Raw genomic sequence first — 26,886 nt, 5'->3', positions numbered from 1 at the left:
ATGTCGATCGGCAGCGCGCCGATCTTCCAGCGGTACAGCAGGTCGTTGAGGCAATGGCCGAAGCGCGACACCATCAACAGCACCTTCATGCGCTTCTGGGCATCGTAGATCTCGGCATCCATCTCGAAGGCCTCGGCCACCGGCTTGAAGCCCTCGACCAGCTTCTGCTGGTTGACCCCTTCTTCGGAAATGAAGGAGACCCGCATGAAGAACTTGCCGGTATCGAGATCGTCGAACTGGCTGGAGTCGACGATGTTGCAGCCTTGATCGGCCAGATAATTCGCTATCGCCGCAACGATCCCCCGCGTCGATGTGCAGGATACCCGTAGAACATAGCTCTTCATGTCTCTTCCCTCGTAAGGCGGCTCATCACTCGCCGCTCGCTTATAGCAATCGAAAAGCGCGGGAAAGCGTCCCGCCCATTCCTCGCGACAGAGCTTATGATAGGTGGCGGAAAATTCCGTTCCTATTGCGCCTTCCAGACGCGTATCCCCGTCGTTGTGAAGGAAAGCCGCGACAGATCGACGGGAAACGGCTCAGGCGATGGCCGTCTGCTTCCTTTTCCACTTCCCCCAACGGCTGGGTGTCGTCAGCTCATGGACGATCGCGCCGCCGATCGCCGAGCCTACCATACAGAAACTGACGAAGACCGGGCCATGCGCCATGATATCGATCTTCAGCACGCCGCAGATGACACGCAGAAATGCCAGCGTGAAAGCATGAGTGATGTAGATGCTGTAGGAGGCGTCGCCGAGATAGCTCAGCCAGCCGATGACGGGCAGCTTGGAGAAATCGATCGAGACGGCGGAGTAGAGAATGACGACGGCCGGAATGCCCCACATAAAGGCGCGCATGCTGGCATCGCAGAGCGTCTCGTTGATCAGCAGGAAGGCGAATCCGACCACGAGGGCGGGCCAGGCGACGGCCTGCGGCAGCAGTATTTTTTCGAGATAGAGTTTGGCGAGAACGACGCCCGCCAGGAATTCGTAGATGATCGGGTCGCCATAGACCGTGGTGGCCGTCGTTTCCACCGGAAACAAGCGGCAGGCGAGGATGATCGCCGTCATCGTGCCGAAGAGGGCATAGAGCCGCCATTTTTCGCGCACCAGCAGCAACAGGCCGAAGACGAAATAGAAGAACATCTCATAATTCAGCGTCCAGCCAGGCACGACCACAGGAGCGATGAGGCCGGGGTCGGCGGCATTACGCCAGGGCAGGAACAGAAGCGAAGCCGCAAGATGCGGAATGTCAAACACCGTCGATTTCAGGATCGATGGTGCGACGAGAGCGACGGCGGCCGAAAACAGCGTCGCCAGCCAGTAAAGCGGCACGATGCGCTGGATGCGGCGGCGATAGAAATCGAGCGGGCGCACTTCGCGCCCCGCCGTGGTCAGCCACATGACGAAGCCGCTGAGCACGAAGAAGATATCGACGCCGGTTTCACCGAAGAGATGGAACTGCCAGTCGAAGCCGGAATTGACCTTCGGCACCTGCAGCACCGAATGGAAATAGACGACCATCAGCGCAGCAATGGCGCGCAGATACTGCAACTGTACAAGCATCTCGATCCTCATGCGGCCTCGGCCGACACAAGGCAAGGTCAGCCCGGCACTCTGCTGCCATCCACATTTGCCGGCTGTATCCGGGCAGTGCGCGGCTTTTCAGAAACGCGCATGTAACCGATCAGCAGCCAGAGCAGGCCGGCGATCTTGATGGAAAAGATCGCCGTGCCGCCGATCATCATATTCAGAAAAATGAAAAGAGAGAGTGAATGAGCGCACCGTCTTTGCGCCGCCGTTTCGCCGGCGGGGAAAAGGCAGACGAACAGCCAGAACATGATCAGGCCAAAAATCGTCGAACCATAGATAAGGTAGACATAACCACTGTCGGCGAATTCGCCGATGCGGGTGATATCCAGGCCGATAATTGCCTGGAAATCGAGATCCAACATCTTCTTGACCGTGACGCCGATACGGCCGGTGAAATTGTCGCCCACTTCCTCCGGCTTCATGAAATGCACAAAGAAGCCGATCAGGATGATCAGCGGCATCAGGATGAGATCGAAGGCCTTCGGGATCTTCGGGAAGGCGAAATAGCCGATGATACTGATGAAGGAGAAGATCAGCATCGTGCGCGTATCGTTGGTGAGCAGGATCAGCATCACAGTCGAAACGAATAGTGCCTTCTCGATCCTGCCGAGCTTCGGCCAGAACGAGAGCAGATAAATGACGATGACGCCGCAGAAATTGGCGAGCGACACCTGCTCCAGGAAGATCGACGAGGAACGATGGTCGATGAGACCGAAGGAGAAGCGGCCCTGAAAACCGAGCGCATTGGCGAACAGGCCGGTGTTGTTGAAGCTTGCCTGCTTGATGCCGCGGGTATTCTCGAAATATTGGCCGGGATGGAACAGGCTGACATAGAAGGGCGTGCTGACGATCTCGCAGACCAAAAACAGCAGCACGAAGAAGCAGCCGATGCGGAAAGCAAGCTTTACGGTACGTTCGCTCGCCCAACTGCCGATGCCGGCGAAGGCGACGATGATCAGCACGTTGCGGAACTGATCGATGAAGGGCACGCGGTTCATCACGGTGATGTAGATCGTGATGATCAGCGTGAATATCAGAAAGAGGAAGATCGGTAGATCTTCCTCGTAAATACCCTTTTTCAGCAGGTAAGCGACACTGGAGAGCATCATCATGCCTTCACAGAGCACGACATGCGAGACGGCAAGCGGTGTGATGTTGTGGTTGATATAGGCGAGGATGCAATTGTAGAGGACCGAAAACAGCGTGATCGCCAGGATCGGGTAATCGATGCGCTGCTTGTCCGTGAGGCTTTTCATGAAATGTCCAGGGCTGCCGCGTCCATCGGCCGGCGCAACCATAGCAGCGCCGTGATTCGGCACAAAGTGCTATACGCCCGTTCGTCTCCGCCGATCAGCCGGCTGGCTTGACGCTGGCGCAGGCCGGCGCAACCGGCGTCTTCTTGCCGGCGGCAGCGGCGACCACCTTCATCTGCGGCCGGTCCTTGCCACTACGCGGCTGCACGTTCAACGGCTCCTGTGATGGCCACCAGTCGCCGGCGGCCCAATAGGTCCAGCCGAGCCAGACGTCGCTGTTATCGGCCATGCCGTCGAAGACCTGCTTCAGCCCGTCGAGGCAGGGCTGGTTTGCCGCCACGCCGATTTCGCCGAGGAAACCGCGCTTGCCATTCTGGCGCAGCCAGGCGGTGACGTCGGTCAGTCCCTGCTTGGCCCGGTCGCTGCCGTCGCAGACGGGATGCGTGCCGGAACTGTCGGCGTCGAGATATTGATGAAACTCGAACGCGTAGAAATCGAGAGGGTCTCTGACACCGAGCATGACCGTGCCGTTCGCGCCGCCGCCGAGCACATCGGCCGCCCAGCTATGAGCACCGGTCCAGTTCGTGCCTGGCACGAGGATGAGATTGCGGGCGCCGACCGCGCGGATGCCGCTGATGGCGGTATTGGCCGCCTCCAGCCAATCGGGAGCCTTGATATCGTGCGGCTCGTTCATCAGGCCAAAGAACACGCCCTTTTGATTGGCGAACTCGACGGCGAGGCGCGCCCAGAAATCACCGAAGGCGAGATCGGTCGCAGGCGCCTGCGTGAGTTGGTCCTTGTCGTAATAGCCGAAATTATGCGGGTCCAGGACGACGGCCATGCCGTGCTCCTGGATGAGATCGACGGCATCCTTGAGCCGCTGCAGCTCCGTATCGTCGAGGGGCTGGCCGAGCACCGGCTGCAGCCGCTCCCAGCGGAAGGGCAGGCGGACGACATTCATGCCCTTGTTGGCGAAGTAGCGCACCGTATCTTCAGACGGATAAGTATAGTTGGTTCCGAGCACGCCGCTGCGGTCGCCGTATTCGGCCCCGGAAAGATTGATACCCCGGTAGCAGAGCTGTGATGCGGCAAAGCTGACATCAGCCTCTGCGGCGGAGGCGAGCAGAACCGCTGCGGCGAGCGATTGGCACAGCAGCCTCTTTGCCAGTCCGGTCATTGCAAGCTCCTGTTCTTCCTCGTGGCCGGTGTGCCCGTTTCATATGAACCTTCCGGTTGAATATTGATGAAGAGGTAGGCTTGGCAGGCTCTGTTCGGCGTCTCGCCATGGGACTTCCTGGGAACGTCCTTAATGTTCCGTTAGCCAAACATTTCTAAACTCAAGGCATCTGCTTGGCAGGACATGCGGGCAGAGCCCATGAAAGTCTGACATGAGCTCATTGGAACGAAGCAAGCGATCGAGCCAGCCTCCGGGTTGGCGCAGCACCGAGCCGTCCGAAGGACGGCGCGAAGGCTTGCGCTCGCGCAGCCCTGTGCTGCGGCCGAGGGACTTCGTCCATGAGGTTCAATCTGTCGCCGTCGAAAAACCGGCCGATCCGGTGGTGCCGGCAATCTCCGCCCCGGCAATCTCTGCACAGGATAAAATACTTCGCGAATTCGAGCGCAAATCGGAAGCCGCGCCGCAGCCGATCGCGGAGCCGGTCGTTGTCGCGGCCCCTTCGATCGCCGAGCCCGCTGTCGTTGTCGCGCCGCAAGCGGTTTCGCCTGCACCGATGCCCGCAGCCGATACGCCGCTTCTCGACCTGCGCTCGGCTGTCCGGTCGATCTGGGCGAAAAAGCTCTTGGTTCTTGCGTTCGCCGGGGCCGGGGCCGTGCTCGGCGCTGGTATCATTCCGCTGCTGCCGCAGAAATTCACGGCCGAAACCAGCCTCTATTTCGATCCTCGCCAGGTGGGAGGCGCTGATTCATCCCAGGCCGCGCCCACGGCGCCGGAACTGATCCTGACGATGATCGACAGCCAGACCCAGATCCTTTCCTCCGGCAAGGTGCTGGGCCGGGTCGTCGATGCGTTGAAGCTCGATCAGGACCCGCAATTCGACGGCGGCGCCACCGGCGATGCTGCAAAATATGTGGCGACGGCGGCGCTGACGAAGGCGGTGCAGATCGCCCGCGAGGCCAGCACCTATGTCGTATCCCTGAAGGTCACGACGCGCGATCCGCAGAAGTCAGCCAAAATCGCCAACCAGCTTGTCGCCTCCTTCATGGAGGAAGAGAACAAGGCGGCGGCGAATAGCTACCGCACCAGCAGCACCGCGCTGGATGGTCGGCTCGAAGATTTGCGCCAGCAGGTGCTTGCCGCCGAAAAGGCGGTCGAGGTCTACCGCGCCGACAACGATATGGTCGCCGTCGAAGGCAATCTGATTTCCGACAAGCGCCTGACCGCGCTGAACGACATGCTGGTGACCGCGCAGCAAAAGACGATCGAGGCCAAGGCGCGCGCCGAAGCGGCCAATAAACTGAGCTTCGAGGATGTCGTTTCCAACGGCTCTTCGGCGAATGCGACGGCAACGTCGTCATCGCTCAGTAGCCTGCGCCAGCAATATGCGACGCTCGCCGCCAATGTCGGCAGCCTGCAAAGCCAGCTCGGCGCCCGCCATCCGCGCCTGCTCGCCGCCAAATCCTCGCTGGACAGCCTGGCGGCGGAGATTCGCAGCGAGTTGCAGCGGCAGACGACCTCGGCCCGTGCCGATTACGAGCAGGCGCAGAAGGCCGAGCAGGGTATCGCCAAGGAACTGGCGGTGCAGAAGGCATCGCAGGTCAATACATCGGGCAAGCTGGTCGGGCTCAACGAGTTGCAGCGCAAGGCCGCTGCTGCGCGCGAGGTTTACGAGGCACTGCTGAAGCGTTCCGGCCAGACGAGCGATGCGCAGGACCTGTCGCAGAACAATATCCGCGTCATCTCCGAGGCCGAGCCGCCACTGACGGCGGATGGGCCGAGCCGAAAGGTGATGATGGTGGCCGGATTGATCGCCGGCGCCGTGTTTGGCATGAGCCTCGCCGCGGCCTTTGCCATCCTCGCCGGCTTCTTCCGGCATCCGGTTGTCCGCGGCTATCTCGGGAAGTGATCTCGGGGGCTGCCGCCGCTGCAAATGGCTCTTTCAAGATCGGGGATGCAATTGCGCGTCCGCTGTTCTAAAAGTGAAATGACGCAGAGAGTGATTGCATTTTGCTAATGAAGGCATAAAGACAATCAGGCTGTGCCGTGCGATACATGGTGGGACAATTTATGCGAGAGAAGCGGTCTGCTGTTCCGTTGACCGGCGCCTGGGGAAACTGACCCATGGTGCCCGCGGATAAGCTTGTTCTGCCGTTCCTGGCGCTGCCGCGCTCGACCAAACGCGCGCTGGCGCTGATTGTCGATGCCAGCCTCTGCGTGCTGACCGTCTGGTTCGCCTATTGTCTCCGCTTGGATGACTGGGTGATTCTGGAGGGTGTAGAGTGGCTGCCGGCGATCGTTTCGCTCCTCGTGGCCATCCCGATCTTCATCGTCCTTGGCCTCTATCGCGCCATCTTCCGCTATGCGGGCATGTCGGCCTTCATGACCGTCGTCAAGGCGGTGTCGATCTATGCGCTCGCCTTCATGACCATTTTTACGGCGATCAGTGTGCCCGGCGTGCCTCGCACGGTCGGCATCCTGCAGCCGCTGCTGCTGTTGATCGCCATCGGCCTGTCGCGCATGTGGACGCGCTATTGGCTCGGCAACGCCTATCAGCGGCTGTTGAACCGCAATCAGCTTGCCAAGGTACTGATCTACGGGGCCGGCTCATCCGGCCGGCAGCTCGCCGGCGCGCTCGCCAACAGCGCCGAGCTGAATGTCGTCGGCTATCTCGACGACGACAAGCATCTGCAGGGCAGCATCATGGGCGGCCTGCCCATCTATGATCCCACCGACCTGCCTGCCTTGAGCGTTTCGAGCGAGATTAGCGACGTGCTGCTTGCGCTGCCGAACGCGCCGCGCCAGCGCCGCAACGAAATTCTGGAAAGCATGCGTAAGGCGCGCGTCACCGTTCGTACCATGCCCGATCTGACGGCTCTCGCCCAAGGGCGCGTCGCGGTCTCCGACCTGCGCGAACTCGATATCGAAGACCTGCTCGGCCGCAACGTGATCGCGCCCGACCGAGCGCTGATCGAGAAGAATATCCGCGGCAAGGTGGTCATGGTCACCGGCGCCGGCGGCTCGATCGGCAGCGAACTCTGCCGCCAGATCCTGAAGAACGGCCCCTCCTGCCTGCTGCTGGTGGAGCAGAATGAATTCGGGCTCTATGCCATTCATGGCGAGCTGGAGAAAGCGGCGGCGACGGCTGACGACGGCGATATTCGCATCATCCCTTTCCTGGCGTCCATCCGCGATGGCCGGCGGTTGAGACAGATCATGGAGGCTTGGCGGCCGAAAACCGTCTATCACGCCGCCGCCTACAAGCATGTGCCTCTCGTCGAGTACAATCCCGTCGAAGGCATTCGCAACAATGTGCTGGGAACGCTGACGACTGCCGAAGTGGCGCGCGATTGCGGCGTCGAGGATTTCGTCTTGATCAGCACCGACAAGGCCGTGCGTCCGACCAACATCATGGGCGCCAGCAAGCGATTGGCAGAGATGGTGCTGCAGGCCATGGACGCGGACCGCAAGCCTGGTACTGACGGCACGAATTTCGCCATGGTTCGTTTCGGCAACGTGCTGGGTTCATCGGGTTCGGTCGTGCCGCTCTTTCGCCAGCAGATCCGCGATGGCGGTCCGATTACGCTGACGCATCCCGACATTACCCGCTATTTCATGACGATCCCCGAGGCGTCGCAGCTCGTCATCCAGGCCGGCGCCATGTCCGGCGGCGGCGACGTTTTCCTGCTCGATATGGGCGAACCGGTGCGCATCGCCGATCTTGCCCGCCGCATGGTGGAACTGTCCGGCCTGACCGTCAGGGATGAGGATGAGCCGGAGGGCGACATCGAGCTGGAAATCACCGGCCTGAGGCCGGGCGAAAAACTCTATGAAGAGCTGCTGATCGGCGACAATCCGCAGGCGACGACCCATCCGCGCATCATGCGGGCCAAGGAGGATTTCCTACCCTGGTCGGAGCTATCGAAGAGGCTCGCGGCCCTTGAGGCGGCGCTGGATGAAAACGACATCCCGCAGGCAAGGAACCTGCTGCAGAAACTGGTATCCGGCTATTCGCCCAGCGGCGAGGTCGTGGATCTCGTTTTCCGCGAGCGCGAGGTGGATCTAACCATCGGTCAACCGAATTTCGGCAGCGTCGCGGGGCTGTAGCCTTCGAGCGATTCTGAGACAGCACAGCGGGCACGGCGAAAGACGCAGCGGTTCTACAGTTTCCTGAAAAACGGAACCGCGTCAGCGTTGTTCGGTGTTCCCGATCATCGATTGAGGCTTGGCCTTCACGGTATAGATCCAGCGACGGAGCTGATCGCAGGCGCGGAACCAATGCGCTGTTGCGCGCAGTAGAAAATGCCGCTTCACGGCGCGATAGTGTACGCGCTTGCCGATCGTCGTATCGGCACGGAATGGACTGAAATCCGCCAGGTTTTCAAGAGTGGTGAAGGTTTCGACGCCTGTCGACCAGCCGCGCTCGAGCGCGACGTCGTAAGGAAGAAACATCGGCTTCAGCGTGATCAGCAGCTTCTTCGCGGCCTGCCGGTTGACGATGTAGCATGCGGCCGATCCCTGTGGCCCATGCAGACAGCGGCCGACAATATCGCATTCGGCGGTTTCGGATATCGGCTTGAAGCCGACCAGACGATGGTTGACGAGCTTCACCAGGCGGGCGCCGCAAACGCTGTCCATGGCGGCGAGTGCACGCGGAATCAATCGCTGGTTGAGTTCGACATCATCCTCCATGATGATGGCCATCTTGTCGCCGCTTGCGACAAATTGCTGCAGGGCAAGCAGATGGCTGCGATAACAGCCATACTCGCCAGCCAGCAATTTACGCCCGTTGTGATAGATGAATTGCCGCGGGTGGAAATCGATGCGGTCGCGTTCCGGGATCGTGCTGCCGTCGATAGCCGCAATTCGCGTGACGCTCAGCCCGTATTGGGCGGCCTGTTCACGCAGTCTTTCCCAGCGTTCGGGCGAACGATCGAGATTGATGACGTATATGCGAGCTTGTGGTGCCAGACTGTCGAGGCTGGCTACTTCCGCACTTGCGATGATTCGATTGCTCCGCTCGAGAATCACCCTTACTCCCACAAATAGAAATCCCGACGACGATGGACTTGAGCGGCCCCTGCTTCACTATATAGCAGGCTTCTCACTTTTCGCAAACCTAGATTGCACGCTTATGGTGTAGGCTCAAGTAAAAGCGTTTCCGTCAACGTAATTTGCTGTGAACGAATGTGCGGTTGCAAAGTTGCCCGTGTCGTCGGTTCATTTTCAGGCGCCATCTGTTGGCGCGCCGTGTGGGCATCATTATATCTACAACAGAGGGGTATTGTTGTTGCGCTCGCGTGGCGGAAGGATCCTAGAAACCCATGTGGACCAGACCGAAAATCGTCATTGCCGCATTGCTTCTCGCCAGCCTCGCGCCCGTGCCGAGCTTTGCCGACAATCCGCTGCTCCCCAAGCCCTATGTCCGCCCGGTCTACCCCTATAAGGACCTCCCGGGAGTGACCGAACCGAAGATGGCGGCCGACGAAAAATTCGAGTGCCGTACGACCACGGTGCGTCTACGCGGTTTTCACGAGGGCATCTTCTACCACAACCTGCCACGCCTCGGTTACATCTGCGAACAAAACGGCGTCCTCTCCGAGGGCACCAGCAAGCCGAACTATCAGTATTGGCAATATAACGGCCCGAACAGATAGACTCGGCCATCCCTTAAAAATAACCGGGAAAGAGATCGGTCCGACGCAACTCCGCTTCGAAGCAGCGCGTATTTCTGCGCGCCGGCGTGAAAATGAATTTCATCATATCGAGTATTTTACCGAAGCTCGTTGACGGATGCGAAAATTTCGCTCAAGCTGACGAAAATAAATTACGCAGCGGGAACGATACCAGTATGCGAGTGGGGATCATTGGACTCGGATTCCGTCTGGGATATCTGGGCTATGTTTTCAAAGCGATCGATGAGAGCTTCGAGATCGCGGGCTATGTGGATCCCGAGCCGGCTGGCCTGCAGGGCCTCACCGAAAAGGGCATTCCGGCCGGCAAGGCATATGCTTCCCCTGAAGAACTGATCGCGGGTGAAAAGCTTGATCTGCTGATGATCGGCTCGCCGAACCACATGCATCTCGATCATATTCGTCTCGGGCTTGAGGCCGGCCTGAAGATCTTCTGCGAAAAACCGATCGTCTCCACCATCGAGCAGAGCATCGAGCTGGCGCATCTGATGGCGAAATACGGTCACGAACGGCTGATGGTCGGTCTCGTGCTGCGCTATTCGCCGCTTTATCGCGACCTGCGTGCGGTTCAGGCCGCCGGAACGCTCGGTCAGATCGTCTCCATCGAGGCGGCCGAGCATATCCAGCCTTACCACGGCGCTTTCTTCATGCGCGATTGGCGGCGCTATGAACGCTATTCCGGCAGTTTCATGCTGGAAAAATGCTGCCACGACCTCGATCTCTATAACGGCGTCGTCGGTTCCCGGCCGGAACGGGTCGCAAGCTTCGGCGGCCGCAAGAGTTTCATCCCCGCCAACGATCCCGCCCGCGAGGGGATCAACGATCTCGAAATCTTCCATCGCAAGCCGAGCGGATGGATGGGTTCCGACCGCGTTTTCGACAGCGACGGTGACATCATCGACTACCAGGTGGCGATCATCGAATATGCCAACGGTGTCGGCATGAATTTTCACACCAATCTCAACGTGCCGGACCAGTTTCGTCGCTTCGCCGTCATGGGCTCGCGCGGCATGGCCGAGGGTGATTTCATTCGCGGCTATCTCGATGTGCACGAGATGCTGACCGGTAAGAAGGTCATCGAAAACAAATATGCCGCGACCGAGCTGTCGCAGCACTACGGCGCCGACGAGCAGATGGCTGCCGATATCATAGCGCATGTGAAGATGGGCGCGGCCCTGCCTGTCTCGACGCTCAATGCCCTGGAGGCTGGAATTCTCGCCTTGTCGATGGACGAGGCTCGCATGAAAAGGACCGTCGTCGATCTCAGGCCCATATGGGACAAGTTCGACGAAGCGCTGCATTCGCGAGCCGCTTAGAGGGAGGCGCAAGATGGGTGTTCAACGCAGCACAGTCATCTTCGCCTGGCTCCTGCTTCTTCCGGCTGTTCTCTATGTCGTCGTTGTCGTCGCCTATCCGCTGGTCGACACTGTGATCCTGTCCTTCACCGACGCCTCGCTGAAGAAGGTGACGAACTGGGTCGGCTTCGAAAATTATACGAAGATCTTCAACGACACCTTCGCCGCGGTGATTGTCCGCACCTTCATCTGGACGTTTTTCTCCGTGACGATCAAGATGATCATCGGGACCTTCGGGGCGATGATGCTGAATTCGGCCGTCCCCGGCCGCTCGCTTTTTCGGGTGCTGACCATGCCGCCCTGGATCGTGCCAATGGCGATCGGCATCTTCATGTGGGGCTGGATGTATAACGGCCAGTTCGGCATGATTTCCGGCCTGCTGCAGCGCTTTGGTCTCGTCGATGGCCCGGTTGCCTTCTTGGCCTATGGCAGCACGGCCTTCTGGGCGACGATTGTAACGGACGTCTGGATCGGCGTGCCGATGGTGACACTTTATATGCTGGCGGCCATGCAGTCGATTCCGCAGGATCTCTATGAGGCCGCCTGGACGGACGGCGCCGGACGGGCTTACCGCTTTCGCCGCATCACGCTGCCGCTCCTAGTGCCATCCCTGGTCACCATGTCGATGCTGTCGCTGATTTCGACGTTCAACTCCTTCGACATCATCTGGATCCTGACCCGCGGCGGTCCGAACGGGGAAACGACGACGATGATCATCGATACCTACAAGACGGCGATCGGGTCCTACAAATATGGCGAGGGTGCTGCCCGTGCAGTGTTGATCTGCATCTTCCTGTCGCTCTTCTGCCTTGCCTATTTCCGCCTCACCAGCCGCTTTGCCACGGGGGAAAAGCGATGAGCCATCCGTCGATGATCAACCGCTATCGGTGGTATGAGCTGGTCGGCATCTATGCCGGGATCCTTGTGTTTCTCGCCTTTGTTCTGGCGCCCTTCATCGAGGGGTTCCTTGTCTCGCTGAAGCCCCTCAGTCAGCTTTTTTCCTCGCCCTACCGCTTCATTCCCGAAAACGGGTCGTTCGAAGCCTATCGGACGATGTGGACCAGCGTGCCGGGCTTTGGTTGGTATATCTACAATTCGTTCCTGATTTCCGGCTCGATCACCATTATCGTCCTGATACTGGTGGTGCCTGCCGCCTATGCGTTTGCCCGTTTCGAGTTCAAGGGCTCCGGACTGCTGCTCGGCGCCTTTCTTGCCGTGAAGATGTTCTCCGGCGCTGTCCTCCTGATCCCGCTGTTCCGGCTCATGCGTTCCTTCGGCGTGCTCAACACCTATTTCGCCATGATCGTGCCGGGCGTGGCCTTCATCATCCCGACCGGAATCTGGTTGCTGCACACCTATATGAGGCGCATCCCCCGCGAGCTTGACGAGGCTGCCTATGTCGACGGCGCCAGCCAGCTCTATACGCTGCGCCGCGTCATCCTGCCGATCGCGATGCCAGGCATTGTGGTGGTTGCGATTTCCTCCTTCATCGAAGCCTATGCGCAGCAATTCATCTATGCGCTCACCTTCAATTCGAAGTCCGAATACATGCCGCTGCCGGTTGGGTTGTTCGCTTATTTCGGCCGGCAAGAGGTTGTCTGGAACGAACTCATGGCTGCAAGCTTCGTCGGCATCGCGCCGGCGCTGGTCGTGATTTTCTTCTTGCAACGTTATCTCGTCAGCGGTCTGACCGCCGGCGCGGTGAAGCAATAAATCATTCAAAATCACCAGAGAACGGGAGCTTAAACGTGACATTCCATTTCAAAACAGGGCTGCTTGCCTTTGCTTTGCTCGGCTCCACCGCGCTTGGCGCCGTCAATGCGCAAGCCGCCGACAAGGAAATTAGCTGGATCTATTGCGGCGACAGCATCGATCCGATCCATGTGAAATATATCAAGGCCTGGGAAGACAAGAATCCGGGCTGGGCAGTCAAGCCCGAGGTCGTCGGCTGGGAACAGTGCCAGGATAAGGCGACGACGCTCGCTGCAGCCGGCACGCCGGTCGCCATGGCTTATGTCGGTTCGCGCACGCTCAAGCAATTCGCCGAGAACGATCTGATCGTTCCCATCCCGATGACGGATGATGAGAAGAAGAGCTACTATCCGAATATTGTCGATACCGTCACCTCCGGCGGACAGCAGTGGGGCGTGCCGATCGCCTTCTCGACCAAGGCGCTTTATTGGAACAAGGACCTCTTCAAGCAGGCGGGTCTCGATCCGGAAAAGCCGCCGACCAACTGGGCCGAGGAAATCGCTGACGCCAAGGCGATCAAGGAGAAGACCGGTATCCCCGGCTATGGCTTGCCGGCCAAGACCTTCGACAACACGATGCACCAGTTCCTGCACTGGGTTTACACGAACAACGGCAAGGTGATCGACGGCGACAAGATCGTTCTCGACAGCCCGGAAGTGCTGGCCGCCCTTCAGGCCTATAAGGACATCACGCCTTATTCCGTCGAAGGACCGACCGCTTACGAACAGAACGAAGTGCGCGCCATCTTCCTGGATGGCAAGGTCGGCATGATCCAGGCGGGCTCGGGCGCTGCCTATCGCCTGAAGGACACCAAAATCAACTGGGGCGTCGCACCGCTGCCGCTCGGTCCTGCAGCCAAGGGCCAGGGCACGCTGCTCATCACCGACAGTCTTGCGGTTTTCAAGGGTACAGGCGTTGAGGATAAGGCGATCGAATTCGCGAAGTTCATCACCTCTCCCGGTCCGCAGGGCGAATATGAACTGCAGGGCGGCGCCGGCCTCACGCCTCTGCGCCCGTCGGCCCAGGTCGACGAGTTCGAGAAGAAGGATCCCTTCTGGAAGCCGTTCATCGACGGCATCAGCTATGGCGGTCCCGAGCCGCTGTTCAAGGACTATAAGGGCTTCCAGAACGTCATGATCGAGATGGTCCAGTCGGTGGTGACCGGCAAGGCCCAGCCGGCGGATGCCTTGAAGAAGGCGGCTGGCGATCTTGAGCAGTATAAATAAAGCTCGCAGCAACTGGGCCGCGCGCATCGTGCGCGCGGCCGCTTTTTTTGAGAGCCATGCCTCCCCTATAATGGCGTCGCGCGGAGACAGAGTTTGGGCAAGCTGCATCTTAACCAGGTCAAGAAATTCTACGGCCACTTCGAAGTCATCAAGGGCGTCGAGCTTGATGTGACGGACGGCGAGTTCGTCGTTTTCGTCGGCCCCTCCGGTTGCGGCAAGTCGACCCTGCTTCGGATGATCGCTGGCCTCGACGGCGTCACCAGCGGCGACATCATCATCGACGGCGTGCGCGTCAACGACCTGCCTCCGGTCAAGCGCGGCATCGCTATGGTGTTCCAGTCCTACGCCCTCTATCCGCATATGACGGTGTTCGAGAACATCGCCTTTCCGCTGCGCGTCGAGAAAATGGCGGAAGATAAGCTCAAGGCCAGGGTGGAGCACGCCGCCCGCATATTGCATCTCGATCAGCGCCTGCAGCAAAAGCCGGGCATGCTGTCGGGCGGCCAGCGCCAGCGCGTCGCCATTGGCCGGGCGATCGTCCGCGAGCCGAAGATATTCTTGTTCGACGAGCCATTGTCGAACCTCGACGCGGCCCTGCGCGCCGACATGCGCATCGAGCTTGCCAAGCTGCACCAACAATTGCAGGCGACGATGATCTATGTGACCCATGATCAGGTCGAGGCCATGACCATGGCTGACCGGATTGTCGTCCTCAACGTGGGCGAGATCGCCCAGATCGGCGAACCGCTGGAGCTTTATCATAAGCCGGAAAATAAATTCGTCGCGAGCTTCATCGGCAATCCTAAAATGAATTTCCTGCCGGTAACCTGCAAGGGCGTCACCGAGGCGGGCGTCGAGGTGGAATACAAGGGACAGACGGCGCTACTGCCGGTGACCCCACGCGACGGCGTTGTCGGTAAGGAGCTGACGCTCGGCATCCGCCCGGAGCATGTACAGCTCGGCGGCGGCGACATATCCCTGACAGTCATGCCGACCGTGATCGAACGGCTGGGCGCGCAGACGGTCGCCTATGCGGCGCTGGAACGTTATAGCGGCGAGAATTTCTGCGCCACGCTGCCCGGGAGCATCGCCATCCGCACGGATGTGCCGCTGGTCACCGGCATCCGCCTGGCTGACTGCCATCTTTTCGATGAGAATGGCCTGGCCTTCGAGCGCAAGGTGGAGTTGACGAATATCGATATGGAGCTGTTGAGTTCGCCTTCGCACCGACAGGAAGAAGGCCTCGCGTAGTGCGGATTTGAGGGCGCTAAGGCGCTGCCCCTCATCCGCCCTTCGGGCACCTTCTCCCCGAGGGGAGAAGGGTTGTTGCCACCTACCAGACCAGCCCGCGTGCAGCGACATCCTCGACGCGGGTCACGATGCCGTCTCGGTGAAACACCATGCGGTCGTACAGGTTGGAGACGACGCAGGTGTGGTTGGGGATGATACGGATTTTCTCGCCAATCGCCGGGCGAGGCCCGCTGCATTTCGAAAGATCGACCACCCCATGCTCTTCCGAGAGATTCGTGATGATGGCTTCGGGGTAGCCGACTACCGTGCCGTAGTCCGAAAAGCCGAGGAGATCGGAGGTCAGCGCCTTGGAACCGGCGTCGATGACCGCGCGGTCCGGCGTCGGGCGCGAGACCACGGTGGCGAGGATATGCATGGCGCAATCCTCCTCACTGCAATGACCCGCGCGCACCATCGCACGGTCGTTGTAGATGTAGGTGCCGGCACGGTGCTCCGTGGCCGCCGTCACCAGATGTGCCTCATAGAGGCTCGGCGTGCCGCCGCTGCTGACGATGGGGCATTCGATGCCGTCGCGCTTCAGGAGCGAGATGGTCGCGGCCAGAAAGGCCTGTATGGCCGCAGCGCTGTTCGGCCTCGGATAGGTCATCAACCCGCCAAAGATCAGGCCGGGCTTGCCGGCGATCTGTCTGGCAAGAGCCGCCGCCTCTTCAGGTGACTGCACCCCGCAACGTCCGCCGCCGGTATCGCATTCCACAAGTACCGTCAGTGGCGTCTGCGTCGCGAAATGCGCGGACAGGCCATCGACCGTAACCGTGTTGTCGGCGACCACTTTCAGCCCGGCGACACGATCGTTTAGCGTCGAGAGGCGGGCAAGCTTTTCAGGCCCGATGATGTTGAAGGTGATGAGGATATCCTCGAAGCCGGCATCGGCGAACACTTCGGCTTCGGTGATCTTCTGGCAATTGATCCCCTTGGCGCCGGCTGCTACCTGGGCGCCGGCCAACGCTGGAATCTTATGGGTCTTGATATGCGGCCGGAAGTTCAGCCCGTGCGCGTCCATATAGGATTGCACCCGGGCGATATTCGCCGCCATGCGGTCTTCGTCGATAATCGGCCGTGGCGTCGAAAGAGCGTCAATGCGGTCGCCGGGCTTGGGGCTGATCTCCGAGACGATGTGATGCGCCATATCAGGCAGCTCCCTCTTTTGCCGCATGCGGGTCGGCAACCATCGGCCAGATATCCCTGGGCGCGCGGCGATAGGGCGTGCGCGCCGGATTGTTCGGATAGGGCGTTCCGGCTGAGCAGTAAAGAATTTCCGACGCGATCTTGGAGAAGGAGGCGTAGAAGTGGTTGGTCGACTTGATCACCAGGATTTTCTTGCGCGTGGGGTCGATGCCCATCACCGAGAAAAGGCTGGGATCGAAGCTTTGGGCGCGCGTCGAATTAAGGATGATGTCGATGCCATCGAGTTCGATATGCGCCGCATCGCCGAAGGGTGCCAGACTTTCGCCGAAGCGCATTTCGGCGTTGGCGACGAGACGCACGACCTTGACGACGCCGTCGACCGGATGACCGGTGCCCGGTGCCGATTTCGCTCCGAAGCGCAGCGGAATTTCCGCGCCTTCGCCGGCCGCCATGCAGATCTGCACTGCCATCGGATCCCAGATCGTGCCGATCGCCGTGTCGCGAGCACCCTGCGCCAGCAATTCTTCGAGGATGACAGTCGCATCGCCCGCCGTGCCGCCGCCGGGATTGTCCCAGACATCGGCGATGACGACCGGACCCGAACGTGCGGCGTCCGAACTGGCGGCCATAGCCTCGGCCACTGCCTGCTTCTCGTCGATCTGCGGCATGATGAAGGTGCCGCGCTTGGAAAAGAGCTCCAGGCCGAGGTCACGGGCAAGCACAGAACCCTTATCCGGCTTATTATTGCTGACGACCAGCAGCTTTGTACCCATCTCCGGCACGTCGCCCGCCATGAAGCCGTGGATCACGGAGATGGACAGGATGTCCGCATCGCTTTTCTCGATCGCCATGATCTTGTCGACGAAGGAGCGCATCGGCTCGCGCGAGGTCGGGTAGACGTCGATCATCCGGCAATCGAAGACCGACATGACCGGTTTTACACGGCCCTCCAGCGTATCGACGGCGATACGCCAAAGGTCTTCGGCGCGATCGACGAAGTCCGTGTGCGGGAATTCCTTGAAGTAGACGAAGAAATTCGCCGCCGCGAGGCGCTTTTTCGTCAAATGGCTGTGTGGATCGAGTTCGGCGCAGACAAGGATGTTCGGCCCGACGATCTCACTGACCCGCGTGAGGAAATCACCCTCGGGATCCTCGTAGCCGGCGGCAACCATAGCGCCATGCAGGCCGAGTACGACGGCGTCGACGGGCATGGCAGCGCGAAGCTGGTCCAGGATTTCGTCACGCAGCCCCTCATAAGCCGTGCGGTTCACCAGGCCGGCCGGGTCTGCCCAGGCGGCCGTGCCCTCGATTAGCTCCCAACCTTTTTCGGCAGCTACTTGCCGGCCGACCGTGATCGGTGCCGAACAGAGCGTCGGCGTCTCCGGATGTTCACCTGGCGGCGCATAGAGGGAAGCCTCGAAGGCGCGCCGATCGACGCAGATCGGAGAGAATGTGTTCGTCTCGGTCGCGAGCACCGCGGTGAAAATGCGCAACGCCGTTGCCTCTATTCCATTGGGTTCGGCAGGTAACCGGTAAAGCCGGAAATCTTCCAGCGGCCTTCATGCAGACGGCAATAATAAAGCGTCTGCCATTTCAGCACATCGACGCCGCCGTCTTTCTTCTTCAGGCTGCCATTGAATTTCTTGCGCACCAGCGCCGCCTCGCCTTCGATCTCGATGTCTTCCAGCGTGGTCGTCGTAAAGATTGCGATGCGCGGGTCCTCCGCAAAGGATTGGCCGGCGAATTCGCGCGCTTGCCGCAACCATTCGTCGCGGTAGGCTGCAAGTGTCGGAAAGGCGAGCCGCCATTTATCGGGGCTGACCTCGCGGCGGCCGTCGATTCCGATAAAGCCGTTTTCGACGAAATCGTCCGCGACCAGCGACCAGTCGGCGGCGAGAAAGGCGTCGATGTCGCGCGGCACCAGCATCTCCCAGATTGCGCGCCGGGCAGCGTCGTCGGCAGGGAAGGGATTTTTAAAAGGATCGCGCATTGTGTCCGCCGAAATTGAAATTCTTTTCATAAATTACGATTTTCACTGGCCAAATTCTGCTTTATATGGTCATTTGTCAACGCATTAAGAAAATAATTTGCAGGATTCGGAAATGTCCATCAAGCGTTATGGGACTGGCCAGACGGGTGCGGGCGGCAAGCCGCTGCCTTTTGCGCGCGCCGTAGAAGCCAATGGCTGGCTCCATGTCTCCGGCCAGGTCGCCATGGAGGATGGTGAGATCATCGATGGCGGTATTATCGCTCAGACCCACAAGGCGATCGGCAATCTCATCGATATTCTCCATGAGGCCGGCTACGGCGTCGAGCATGTCGTCCGCGTCGGCGTCTGGCTCGACGACACCCGTGATTTCTGGAGTTTCAACAAGATCTATCAGGACTACTTCGGCGCGCATCCGCCGGCACGCGCCTGCGTGCAGTCGTCGATGATGGTGGATTGCAAGGTGGAGATCGATTGCATCGCGTATAAGACGCAGGAAGCCTAGATGCTCTCGAGCAATTCCAGGAAAAGTGCGTGAGCCGCTTTCCGTCCGGAATTGCGTGAAAACAAAGAGATAGAGCAGTTCGGCGATTCCGCGAAGCGCTGTACTGCTCTAAGGCGCGGCGGGATCTTCGGGGTTAAGGGGGAAGTTCGTGGATATTTTCACGACCATGCAGGAGGAAAGGGGGCGGCTGTCGCAGTCGGAAAACCGTATTGCCGACATCGTCCTCAACGACTTTGAATTCGCGGTCAACGCCTCCATCATCGAGCTTGCCGGCAAGGCGGATGTTTCGCCGCCGACCGTGACCCGCTTCTGCCGTCGCCTCGGCTGCGAGAGCTTCTCCGATTTCAAGGTGCAGCTCGCCCGCACGGCGTATGTCGGCATGCGCTATATCAAGCCGGAGCCGAAAAGCATCGAGCCGGCGGATGTCGCTCAGGACATCATCACCAAGGCGCAGAATGCGCTGTTCCTGTTGCATCGCGGGCTGGATATCCCTTCCATAGAGCAGGCTTCGAACAAGCTTGCCGGCGCGGAGATGATCTACGCCTTCGGTTCCGGCGGCAATTCTTCGATGATTGCCAGCGAGCTGCAGAACAGGCTTTTCCGCCTCGGCCTGCGCGTCACCGCCAGCTCCGATCACAGCATGCAATTGATGATGGCCGCCGCCGCCAGGCCGGCGGATGTGCTGATCGGCTCGTCGCTGTCGGGCCGCAACGCCGAGCTGGTGCGGGCCTTCATGCTCGCCCGCGAGTCCAAGGTGCCGACCATTGCGCTGACACAGAGCCACAGTCCGGTGGCACTTGCCGCCGACATCACCGTGCCGGTGGATTTGCCCGAGGGCAACAATATCTATCGCCCGACATCGACGCGCATCGCCTACCTCGCAGTCGTGGATATCATTGCAAGCCTCGTCGCCTACCGCATCCAGCCACAGGCGACGGTAACGCTGCGCCGCATCAAGCAGCAGCTCGTGACCCATCGCGACGGCGACGACCGCCAGCTTCTCGGGGATTAGGATTCATCAGGGGGCAGAAGCATGACTCGATCCGTCGCCATCGTCACCGGAGCTGCCGGCGATATCGGTCGCGCCATTGCCCGGCGTCTCGCGGATGATCACGATATCGTCCTGCTGGTCGATATCGATGCTGCGGCCGCCCAAAAGGCTGCGGAAGAGCTGGGGCCGGCGGAACGCTTCGTCGCCCTGAAGATCGATGTTACCAGCGAGACCGATACCGTTGAGATGGCAAAGTTTGCGGCGGGACTGGGCGTGGTCAGGACCCTGGTCAACAATGCCGGTGCGGCCCGCGCCGTCAGCCTGCACGACACGACGCCGGAGATCTGGCGCGCCGACAATGCCCTCAATCTTGAAGCCGCCTTCCTGTGTTTCCGCGCCGTCGAGGACATGCTGAAGGCGTCGAAAGGATCGCTGATCAACATTGCTTCGGTCAACGGCATGGCCGTTTTCGGCCACCCCGCCTATAGCGCCGCCAAGGCCGGGCTGCTGCATTTCACCCGGTTGGTCGCGGTGGAATACGGCAAGTTCGGCATCCGCGCCAATGCGGTCGCGCCGGGCACAGTGCGCACGCAGGCCTGGGAGGCCCGTGCGGCCGCCAATCCCAATGTCTTTGAAGAAGCCCGCCGCTGGTATCCGCTGCAGCGTGTCGTCGATCCTGCCGATGTCGCCAATGCCGTCGCCTTTCTCGCCGGCCAGCTGGCGGCTGCCATCACCGGCGTCTGCCTGCCGGTCGATTGCGGCCTGACGGCGGGACAGGCCGAACTCGCCCATACATTTTCACAGTCCGATCATTATTGAACGCTTGTCGTCAAGGAGAGAATAGATATGCAGCCGGCTTCCTATCATCTCGAAAACACCTGGTCCCCCGAGGGCGGGCCAAATGGCCGCCTGACATTTACGCTGGTCAATCTGTCGGATGCACCGTTGGCCGGCTTCCGTCTCGTTTATACATCGCTGACGCGCGTCATCGATCCCAAGGCTTGCGACAATGCCGTCTTCCTTCGCCGCAACGCCAATTTCCATGAATTCGCTCCGCCTGCCGGCCTGTCGCTTGCGTCAGGCGAAAGCTGGACCTTCAGCGTTAGCGGCCTGAACCGCACGGCAAAACATTGCACCGATGGCGCCAAGTCCGCCTATCTGACGCTGTCGGACGGCACTCACGTTCCAGTATCCGTTACCGACCTCCTGCTTGAAGGGCGCGTCAGCGCGCCGCCGCCGGTGCTGCTGCCGGAAGGCAAGCTCGATCTTCCCTTCGCCATCCAGCCCTGGCCGGCGGCGATCGATGTCAAGCCGGGCGAGACCTTTCCGGTTACGCTCTATCCCGCCAAGGGAACCGATGGCGCCAGCCTGAAGGCCGTTGCGACGGCGCTGGCGCTCTTCCAGCGCCTCTTCCCGGTCAATCACGCGCCGTTCAGCCTCATTACCGCGCCACAGGGCAGGGCTCTTCGCTTCGTTGAGCGGCCGGCTCTCGCGAAGGAAGCCTATGAGCTCAATTTCTCGGCCGACGAGATCACGCTTGCCTATTCGGCCGATGCCGGCCGCCTCTATGGCCTGACGACCTTGGCGCAGCTTCTGGATGGCGCGCGGCGCGAACCCGGCAAATTCCGCTTTCCGATCGCCGGCACGATCTCCGATCAGCCACGTTACGGCTGGCGTGGCTGCCATCTCGATGTCTCCCGGCAATTCCATCCCAAGGAGAATGTGAAGCGGCTGATCGATATCCTCGCCTGGCTGAAGCTCAACATCTTCCATTGGCATTTGACCGATGACGAGGCCTGGCGGCTGGAGATCAAGGCCTATCCGCAGCTCACCTCGACCGGCGTGCTGCGCGGTCCGGACGAACCCTTGCTGCCGCAGCTCGGCAATGGCGCCGAGCCGGTCGACGGCTTCTATTCGCAGGATGATGTCAGGGAGATCGTCGCCCATGCTCTGACGCTCGGCGTCGAGATCGTGCCGGAAATCGATATTCCCGGCCACAGCACGGCCGCCCTTGTCGCCCTGCCGGATCTGGCCGATGGGCAGGAGGCGCCGGAGAGCTATCATTCCGTCCAGGGCTATCCCAACAATGCCCTCAACCCGGCCGTCGAGCCGACCTATGAATTCCTCGGGAAAGTGTTCGACGAAATGGTCGAGCTGTTCCCCTCCGATTACATCCACATTGGCGGCGACGAAGTGGCCAACGGCTCCTGGCTCGCCTCGCCGCTCGCCCGCAAGCTGATGGAGAGGCAAGGCATATCCGGCACGTTCGCGCTGCAATCCTATTTCCTGAAGCGGGTGAAGACGATGCTGACGGCACGCGGCCGCAAGCTTGCCGGCTGGAACGAAGTCGCCCATGGCGGTGGCGTCGGCACGGAAGGAACGCTGCTGATGGCCTGGGAGAAGCCGGAGGTCGGCATCGAGCTTGCACGCGAAGGCTATGATGTGGTGATGACGCCCGGACAGGCCTATTACCTCGACATGGTGCAGGCGGAAGCCTGGCAGGAGCCGGGCGCAAGCTGGGCCGGCACGGTACCCCCGGCTCATACCTACGCCTATGAGGCGGAAGGCGAATTCCCCGAGGAATTGAAGGATCGGATGAAGGGCGTGCAGGCCTGCATCTGGCTCGAGAATTTCCTCACCCGCGCCTATTTCAACCGCCTGGTCTTCCCCAGGCTGCCGGCCATCGCCGAGGCCGCATGGACGCCGAAGGCGGGCAAGAACTGGGAACGGTTCGCCGCGATCGTGCGGCTCAGTCCGGCTCTATAGGCAGGATGTCCATGGTCGTGATTGCCGCAGCCGTGATTGGCTGCATTGCCGGCAACGCATGGCAATGTCACGAAACTGATAGAGTAGATGCAGAATAATGGGGTTCCTTTCGATAGCGACGTCTGTCACCTAGAAGAGGAATCCCCATGAAAAAGATCATTTTGCTCGCGGCATTGACGCTGTCCGCCTCAAGCGCAATGGCAATGTCCCGCTATGACACCCACAACATGACCTGTTCGGCTCTTCACAACAAGATTGCCCAGGAGGGCGAAATCGTCCTGCGATACCCCTCGCACAGCGTCAACAATCTGATGATGTACGATCGATACGTCTCAAACTCCGCTGCCTGCGTAAACCACGGCACTTTCTCGAGTGCCACGGTTCCGACCTCGGACGAACCGAGCTGCAAGGTCCAGCGTTGTGTGTCGACGACGGGCAAGGGGCATAATCGCAAGTGAGTGCGGTGCAAGTCGGCTTTGTGCGATGTCGGATTTACCAGCGAATACAAAGTACCTTTTGATTCATAATGCCGTGGGCGATGCCGTTGTGACGATTTCGTCGCCTCCGCCGCTATATTCAATTCGCGCGAAACCTTCGTTTGAAGAAGCGTGTGGCTCCTGAAATATGACAGTAGTCACATTGCTAATTTTCTTCATTTTCGCCCGGAATTGTTCGAATTGATGGCTCACGTCGTCACCGACAATTTGCTCAAGTAGTACGTCCCCTCGTTGCCTTCCTTGCCACAAGACGCCGCTAACGGCTCCAACGGTGGTGACTTCTATCGGCAGAAACACGCCAATCCAACCACACCCTATATCCACAGCCGTCATAAACACCCCTTGCTCGGCCTCCAAAGGGGGAAAGGTCCCTGCGTCCGTGGCAATATCGACGATGGTCCCTCCCGTGGTGCAAACAGCGGCTAGTGCATCTATTTCATGCCGTCTGGCCCAAACCTGTTCCAGGGAAAATTTTCGAGAATGTGCACCGGCCTTCGAGTTAATGACTTCTAGTTTTCTAACGATCGCGAGATAATTCTCTAATACAGATGTCCATTCTGCCTGAGGATGATTGTCTGTTACTATCGAAAACGGAGTGCGATTTCCCTTCGCATGAACGCTGATTGAAATAGCCCCCAAAGACAGAATCTTTGCGCATAAGAGAAACTCAATCCATTCCCCTGACAGATGCTCGGCGTTTCGGTCAAATCCGCCTGACTGCGTGAAAGTCCATTTACCGAGGCGTAGTACGAAGATTCCTAACTTTGTGGTGAAGGAAGCGGCATAGCCACTCGCTCCCGTTATGCCGGGTGGCACTACCAAGAAGTCGCTATCTAAAGCTAAGGTTTCTTTGGTAGATACCGCAGTTATGACGATTGTAGCTGAAAATTGCGCGTTCGGAGTGATCCGTATTGTGCCCGATGCGGCTTCGGCCTCAGGCAGCTCGATATTGAAGCGACGCTCCGTGGTGAAGAGTTGTTGGATTGGTAAATCACGCAGCCCCAAGAAGCCGTCTATAACCTCATCGACAGGAACGTCTGAAAGCGAAAATCGTCCCGTAAAACCATATTCATCATATCCTAGTTCTGAGCACTGACGTTTCTTTGCATCGGCGTATTCCAGCATTCCCGCGTTTGCGAGACGCTCCAGTGCTAGGCTTAGTGCTTCAGCTTCGAGAGGGATCGCGTTTGCGGTTGTTGCCGCAAAGGTAATCGTTTTCAGATGGAGCTTCGTGTCGCCATTTTTTGAACACCGCCTTAAACGTTCTAGTACGCGACCAAGTTGATCGTCGAACAGATGGTTCAGATGCATGCTGATAATGCGATCGTCTTTGTCGATCTTTAAGATGCAGATAACCGCTGGATGGCTGTCCTTGACGAGTCTCTCGGCAACAGAAAGTGTAACGCGCGCAGTCTTATTTTTGGCGAGGATGGTTTTGACCTGAACAACGACCTGAATCGGTGGCGGTCGCTTGTCGAACGACATTTTTTTGTTGGGCTCAGCAAGATCAAACTCAACGATGAAATCTTTGCCGGTTTTGTCCGGTTCTAGTTTGCTGCAGTTCAAACGTGCTCGAAGGCACAACCCGCTAAAGAAATTTTCTCCTATGTGCCCAATGCGATCGAGTTCAGCACCACTTAGTTCGCCTCGATTTGTCATCTATCGAAACCCGCAACAGACGTCCGACGTAGATTTTTGACTGTCGACTTAAGGAGTCCTGCATTTGCAGCGCTAACCCCGCAGCGACCAGGGTCCGATCGCTCTATGGAGCGGATTTGTCCATTTGTAGGTGACATCTCTTCCTACCACCTGGCAATCAGGGTTGGCAGTGCCAGGATACCAATAGGAGTATCAACAAAAAGCGGGAATGCAAGCAGGGGATGAGATATGCCGGGGAAATATAAGCAACAAAAAAGCCCGGAGAACCGGGCTTTTTGGAGCATCATCGATCAGCCATAGACCGACAAATACGGGAATTTGGTGCCCAGAAGAGGACTCGAACCTCCACACCCTTTCGGGTACCAGCACCTGAAGCTGGCGCGTCTACCAATTCCGCCATCTGGGCGACGGACACGCATGTAAGGGGGTGGCTCTCCGGTGTCAACAGGGTTTTTGAAGTTTTCGTGGCAATCTGAAAAAAAGCGGTTGATGCCCGGGTTAACCCCGGGCTGCCGCCCAGGCGCGGATGAGGCCAAGTCCCTGTTCCAGCAAGGCCTTTGCTTCGTTTTCGTCGGCCGCTTCGACATAGCAGCGCATCTCCGGCGCATTGCCGGAGGGGCGGAAATGGATGATTCGGCCATCGGTCAGCGTCACCCGCAGCCCGTCGATGTCGCTCTTTGATGCTACGCCGGCGACCGGCGCCAGGAAGGCGGCGAGATTGGCGTCGGAGGCGCGTAAGTGAGCCATCAGCGCCGCGCTGGTTTCGACCGGGAAATTCTCCAGCCGGTCGGCGGCGGCAAAGGGCAGGCGGTAGTTGGCGGCAACAGCAGACAGCGACTGTTTTGCGCGCGCGGCGGCGTAAAGCGTCGCGAGGATGGGCAGGAAGCTGTCGCGCGTCGGCAGGGCGCGTACCTGCTCGCCTTCGATGATGAAACGGCTTGCCGTCAGCGTGCCGCCATTGGCCTCGAAGCCCATGACATTGGCCTTGCCGGCCGCCAGCGCCTCATCCATGCCGGCGATGACATAGGGCGAGCCGACGCGGGTGCGGGTGACGGCGTAGGAGCCGGCGGCTTCGATACCGGAATTGGAGGTGACCGGCGTCACCACGACTTCGGCGCCGAGGAAATTCGCGGCGATGAGGCCGAGCAGATCGCCGCGCAGCGGCTCGCCGGTTTCATCGGAGACAAGGGGCCGGTCGCCATCACCATCGGCGGAGACAATCGCATCCAGCCCATGCTCCGGCGCCCAGCCCTTCAGCAGGCGGATGGTTTCCGCGGAAACCGCTTCGGTATCGACGGGAATGAAGCTTTCGGAGCGGCCGAGCGGCACGACGCGGGCGCCGTAGTGCGCGAGCACCAGGCCAAGCAGATCGCGCGCCACGGTGCTGTGCTGATAGACGCCGATGGTGAGACCGGCGAGGCTGTCGGCGGGCAGCAGGGCGATATTGCGTTCGAAGAACAGCGCTTCGGTCGCCGCGGTCCGGTCTTCGCCGACGCCGGGCGCCTCGTCAAGGTCGGCGTCGCCGATCGCTGCGGCTTCCGCGCTGATTGCCAGCTCGTCCTGCTTGTCGATCTCGCCGTCGGGGCGGTAGAATTTGATGCCGTTGCGGTCGGCCGGAATATGCGAGCCGGTGATCATCAGCGAGGCCGCCTTGAGCTCCAGCCCGTAAAGCGCCAGCGCCGGGGTCGGCAGCGTGCCGCAATCGACCGGCGTGAGGCCGGCACGCTTCAGCGCGCCGATGCAGGTGGCTGAGATCGCCGGGCTGGACTCGCGAAAATCGCGGCCGACCAGGATGAGATCGCCGGGCTGCGCGTGGCCGCTCTTCAAGAGATGGCGGGCATAGGCCGTGGCATAGAGGGCAGACGCGCGTCCCATGAGATCAACGGACAAGCCGCGAAGGCCACTGGTTCCAAATTTCAAGCTGCTCACGTGCAATCTCCTCGGAAAGGTTGCGCCTCTTATGGAACAAGCGAGGAAAAGGATCAACCGATCGGTCGCGGCCG

Annotated in this window: 23 protein-coding genes and 1 tRNA gene; 13 read left to right on the top strand and 11 right to left on the bottom strand. The window is 59.8% G+C overall.

What is annotated here, in order from left to right; genetic code table 11:
• The 4 genes from QD357_RS23890 to QD357_RS23875 form a co-directional block, all read right to left on the bottom strand.
• Window positions 1-344: ACT domain-containing protein (locus tag QD357_RS23890; RefSeq protein ID WP_414125145.1), on the bottom strand; the 344-nt coding region annotated here is incomplete at its 3' end.
• Window positions 345-536: 192 nt separating this feature from the next.
• On the bottom strand, window positions 537-1,562 hold the full coding sequence (locus QD357_RS23885) for an acyltransferase family protein (RefSeq protein WP_107106626.1): 1,026 nt from the start codon (window positions 1,560-1,562) through the stop codon (window positions 537-539).
• Between the two features lie 38 nt (window positions 1,563-1,600).
• Window positions 1,601-2,845 carry a hypothetical protein gene (locus QD357_RS23880; protein ID WP_107106637.1) on the bottom strand — a complete coding sequence of 415 codons (1,245 nt, stop codon included), beginning with the start codon at window positions 2,843-2,845 and terminating at the stop codon, window positions 1,601-1,603.
• 94 nt (window positions 2,846-2,939) lie between these two features.
• Window positions 2,940-4,019, bottom strand: a complete 1,080-nt coding sequence (locus QD357_RS23875; protein ID WP_107106627.1) for a glycoside hydrolase family 5 protein — start codon at window positions 4,017-4,019, stop codon at window positions 2,940-2,942.
• Between the two features lie 211 nt (window positions 4,020-4,230).
• Between QD357_RS23875 and QD357_RS23870 the strand changes: the two genes are divergently transcribed.
• Together QD357_RS23870 and QD357_RS23865 are read left to right on the top strand one after the other, a co-directional pair.
• On the top strand, window positions 4,231-5,925 hold the full coding sequence (locus tag QD357_RS23870) for a GumC family protein (RefSeq protein WP_107106628.1): 1,695 nt from the start codon (window positions 4,231-4,233) through the stop codon (window positions 5,923-5,925).
• Window positions 5,926-6,140: 215 nt separating this feature from the next.
• Window positions 6,141-8,123, top strand: a complete 1,983-nt coding sequence (locus QD357_RS23865) for a polysaccharide biosynthesis protein (protein WP_107106629.1) — start codon at window positions 6,141-6,143, stop codon at window positions 8,121-8,123.
• Window positions 8,124-8,204: 81 nt separating this feature from the next.
• Here the strand turns inward: QD357_RS23865 and QD357_RS23860 are convergent, their stop codons facing one another.
• Window positions 8,205-9,047 carry a glycosyltransferase family 25 protein gene (locus QD357_RS23860; RefSeq protein ID WP_107106630.1) on the bottom strand — a complete coding sequence of 281 codons (843 nt, stop codon included), beginning with the start codon at window positions 9,045-9,047 and terminating at the stop codon, window positions 8,205-8,207.
• A 293-nt stretch (window positions 9,048-9,340) separates the two neighbouring features.
• Between QD357_RS23860 and QD357_RS23855 the strand changes: the two genes are divergently transcribed.
• The 6 genes from QD357_RS23855 to QD357_RS23830 all read left to right on the top strand — a co-directional run bounded on the left by QD357_RS23855 (window position 9,341) and on the right by QD357_RS23830 (window position 15,293).
• A complete protein-coding gene (locus QD357_RS23855; RefSeq protein ID WP_107106631.1) occupies window positions 9,341-9,673 on the top strand; it encodes a hypothetical protein in 333 nt (110 codons plus the stop codon).
• A 194-nt stretch (window positions 9,674-9,867) separates the two neighbouring features.
• Window positions 9,868-11,025 carry a Gfo/Idh/MocA family protein gene (locus tag QD357_RS23850; protein ID WP_107106632.1) on the top strand — a complete coding sequence of 386 codons (1,158 nt, stop codon included), beginning with the start codon at window positions 9,868-9,870 and terminating at the stop codon, window positions 11,023-11,025.
• 13 nt (window positions 11,026-11,038) lie between these two features.
• On the top strand, window positions 11,039-11,923 hold the full coding sequence (locus QD357_RS23845) for a carbohydrate ABC transporter permease (protein ID WP_107106633.1): 885 nt from the start codon (window positions 11,039-11,041) through the stop codon (window positions 11,921-11,923).
• Window positions 11,920-12,777: a carbohydrate ABC transporter permease gene (locus QD357_RS23840; RefSeq protein WP_107106634.1), complete on the top strand. Its 858-nt coding sequence runs from the start codon at window positions 11,920-11,922 to the stop codon at window positions 12,775-12,777. The genes QD357_RS23845 and QD357_RS23840 overlap by 4 nt, the downstream gene beginning before the upstream one ends.
• A gap of 35 nt (window positions 12,778-12,812) precedes the next feature.
• Window positions 12,813-14,042, top strand: coding sequence for an ABC transporter substrate-binding protein (locus QD357_RS23835; RefSeq protein ID WP_107106635.1), 1,230 nt, complete (start codon window positions 12,813-12,815; stop codon window positions 14,040-14,042).
• Between the two features lie 93 nt (window positions 14,043-14,135).
• The gene (locus tag QD357_RS23830; RefSeq protein WP_107106636.1) at window positions 14,136-15,293 is read left to right on the top strand and encodes an ABC transporter ATP-binding protein; all 1,158 of its coding nucleotides are present in this window, start codon (window positions 14,136-14,138) and stop codon (window positions 15,291-15,293) included.
• An 82-nt stretch (window positions 15,294-15,375) separates the two neighbouring features.
• On the opposite strand, the gene QD357_RS23825 is transcribed toward QD357_RS23830, so the two are convergent.
• Genes QD357_RS23825 through QD357_RS23815 form a run of 3 tightly spaced genes read right to left on the bottom strand, consistent with a single transcriptional unit; the run spans window position 15,376 to window position 18,468 of the window.
• Window positions 15,376-16,479, bottom strand: coding sequence for a D-TA family PLP-dependent enzyme (locus QD357_RS23825; protein WP_183940094.1), 1,104 nt, complete (start codon window positions 16,477-16,479; stop codon window positions 15,376-15,378).
• A gap of 1 nt (window position 16,480) precedes the next feature.
• Window positions 16,481-17,971, bottom strand: a complete 1,491-nt coding sequence (locus tag QD357_RS23820) for a M81 family metallopeptidase (RefSeq protein WP_183940092.1) — start codon at window positions 17,969-17,971, stop codon at window positions 16,481-16,483.
• Between the two features lie 11 nt (window positions 17,972-17,982).
• Window positions 17,983-18,468, bottom strand: a complete 486-nt coding sequence (locus QD357_RS23815) for a hypothetical protein (protein WP_183940090.1) — start codon at window positions 18,466-18,468, stop codon at window positions 17,983-17,985.
• Between the two features lie 112 nt (window positions 18,469-18,580).
• On the opposite strand from QD357_RS23815, the gene QD357_RS23810 reads away from it, so the two are divergent.
• The 5 genes from QD357_RS23810 to QD357_RS23790 all read left to right on the top strand — a co-directional run bounded on the left by QD357_RS23810 (window position 18,581) and on the right by QD357_RS23790 (window position 23,185).
• Window positions 18,581-18,970, top strand: coding sequence for a RidA family protein (locus QD357_RS23810; RefSeq protein ID WP_183940088.1), 390 nt, complete (start codon window positions 18,581-18,583; stop codon window positions 18,968-18,970).
• 148 nt (window positions 18,971-19,118) lie between these two features.
• Window positions 19,119-19,982: a MurR/RpiR family transcriptional regulator gene (locus QD357_RS23805; protein ID WP_183940086.1), complete on the top strand. Its 864-nt coding sequence runs from the start codon at window positions 19,119-19,121 to the stop codon at window positions 19,980-19,982.
• A gap of 21 nt (window positions 19,983-20,003) precedes the next feature.
• A complete protein-coding gene (locus tag QD357_RS23800; RefSeq protein ID WP_183940084.1) occupies window positions 20,004-20,780 on the top strand; it encodes an SDR family oxidoreductase in 777 nt (258 codons plus the stop codon).
• A 27-nt stretch (window positions 20,781-20,807) separates the two neighbouring features.
• Entirely contained in the window at window positions 20,808-22,727 is a 1,920-nt protein-coding gene (locus QD357_RS23795; RefSeq protein WP_183940083.1) for a beta-N-acetylhexosaminidase, read from the top strand.
• A gap of 146 nt (window positions 22,728-22,873) precedes the next feature.
• Window positions 22,874-23,185: a hypothetical protein gene (locus QD357_RS23790; RefSeq protein WP_183940081.1), complete on the top strand. Its 312-nt coding sequence runs from the start codon at window positions 22,874-22,876 to the stop codon at window positions 23,183-23,185.
• A gap of 63 nt (window positions 23,186-23,248) precedes the next feature.
• On the opposite strand, the gene QD357_RS23785 is transcribed toward QD357_RS23790, so the two are convergent.
• The 3 genes from QD357_RS23785 to QD357_RS23775 form a co-directional block, all read right to left on the bottom strand.
• Entirely contained in the window at window positions 23,249-24,883 is a 1,635-nt protein-coding gene (locus tag QD357_RS23785; protein ID WP_183940079.1) for a hypothetical protein, read from the bottom strand.
• Window positions 24,884-25,202: 319 nt separating this feature from the next.
• Window positions 25,203-25,289: transfer RNA gene (locus tag QD357_RS23780), tRNA-Leu, on the bottom strand.
• A 92-nt stretch (window positions 25,290-25,381) separates the two neighbouring features.
• Window positions 25,382-26,803: a phosphomannomutase gene (locus tag QD357_RS23775; protein WP_181315997.1), complete on the bottom strand. Its 1,422-nt coding sequence runs from the start codon at window positions 26,801-26,803 to the stop codon at window positions 25,382-25,384.
• Window positions 26,804-26,886 lie beyond the last annotated feature (83 nt).

It is taken from the genome of Rhizobium sp. BR 317 (genome assembly GCF_047445835.1).
GTDB lineage: Bacteria > Pseudomonadota > Alphaproteobacteria > Rhizobiales > Rhizobiaceae > Rhizobium > Rhizobium paranaense.
This window is presented reverse-complemented; position numbering and strand designations above follow the sequence as displayed.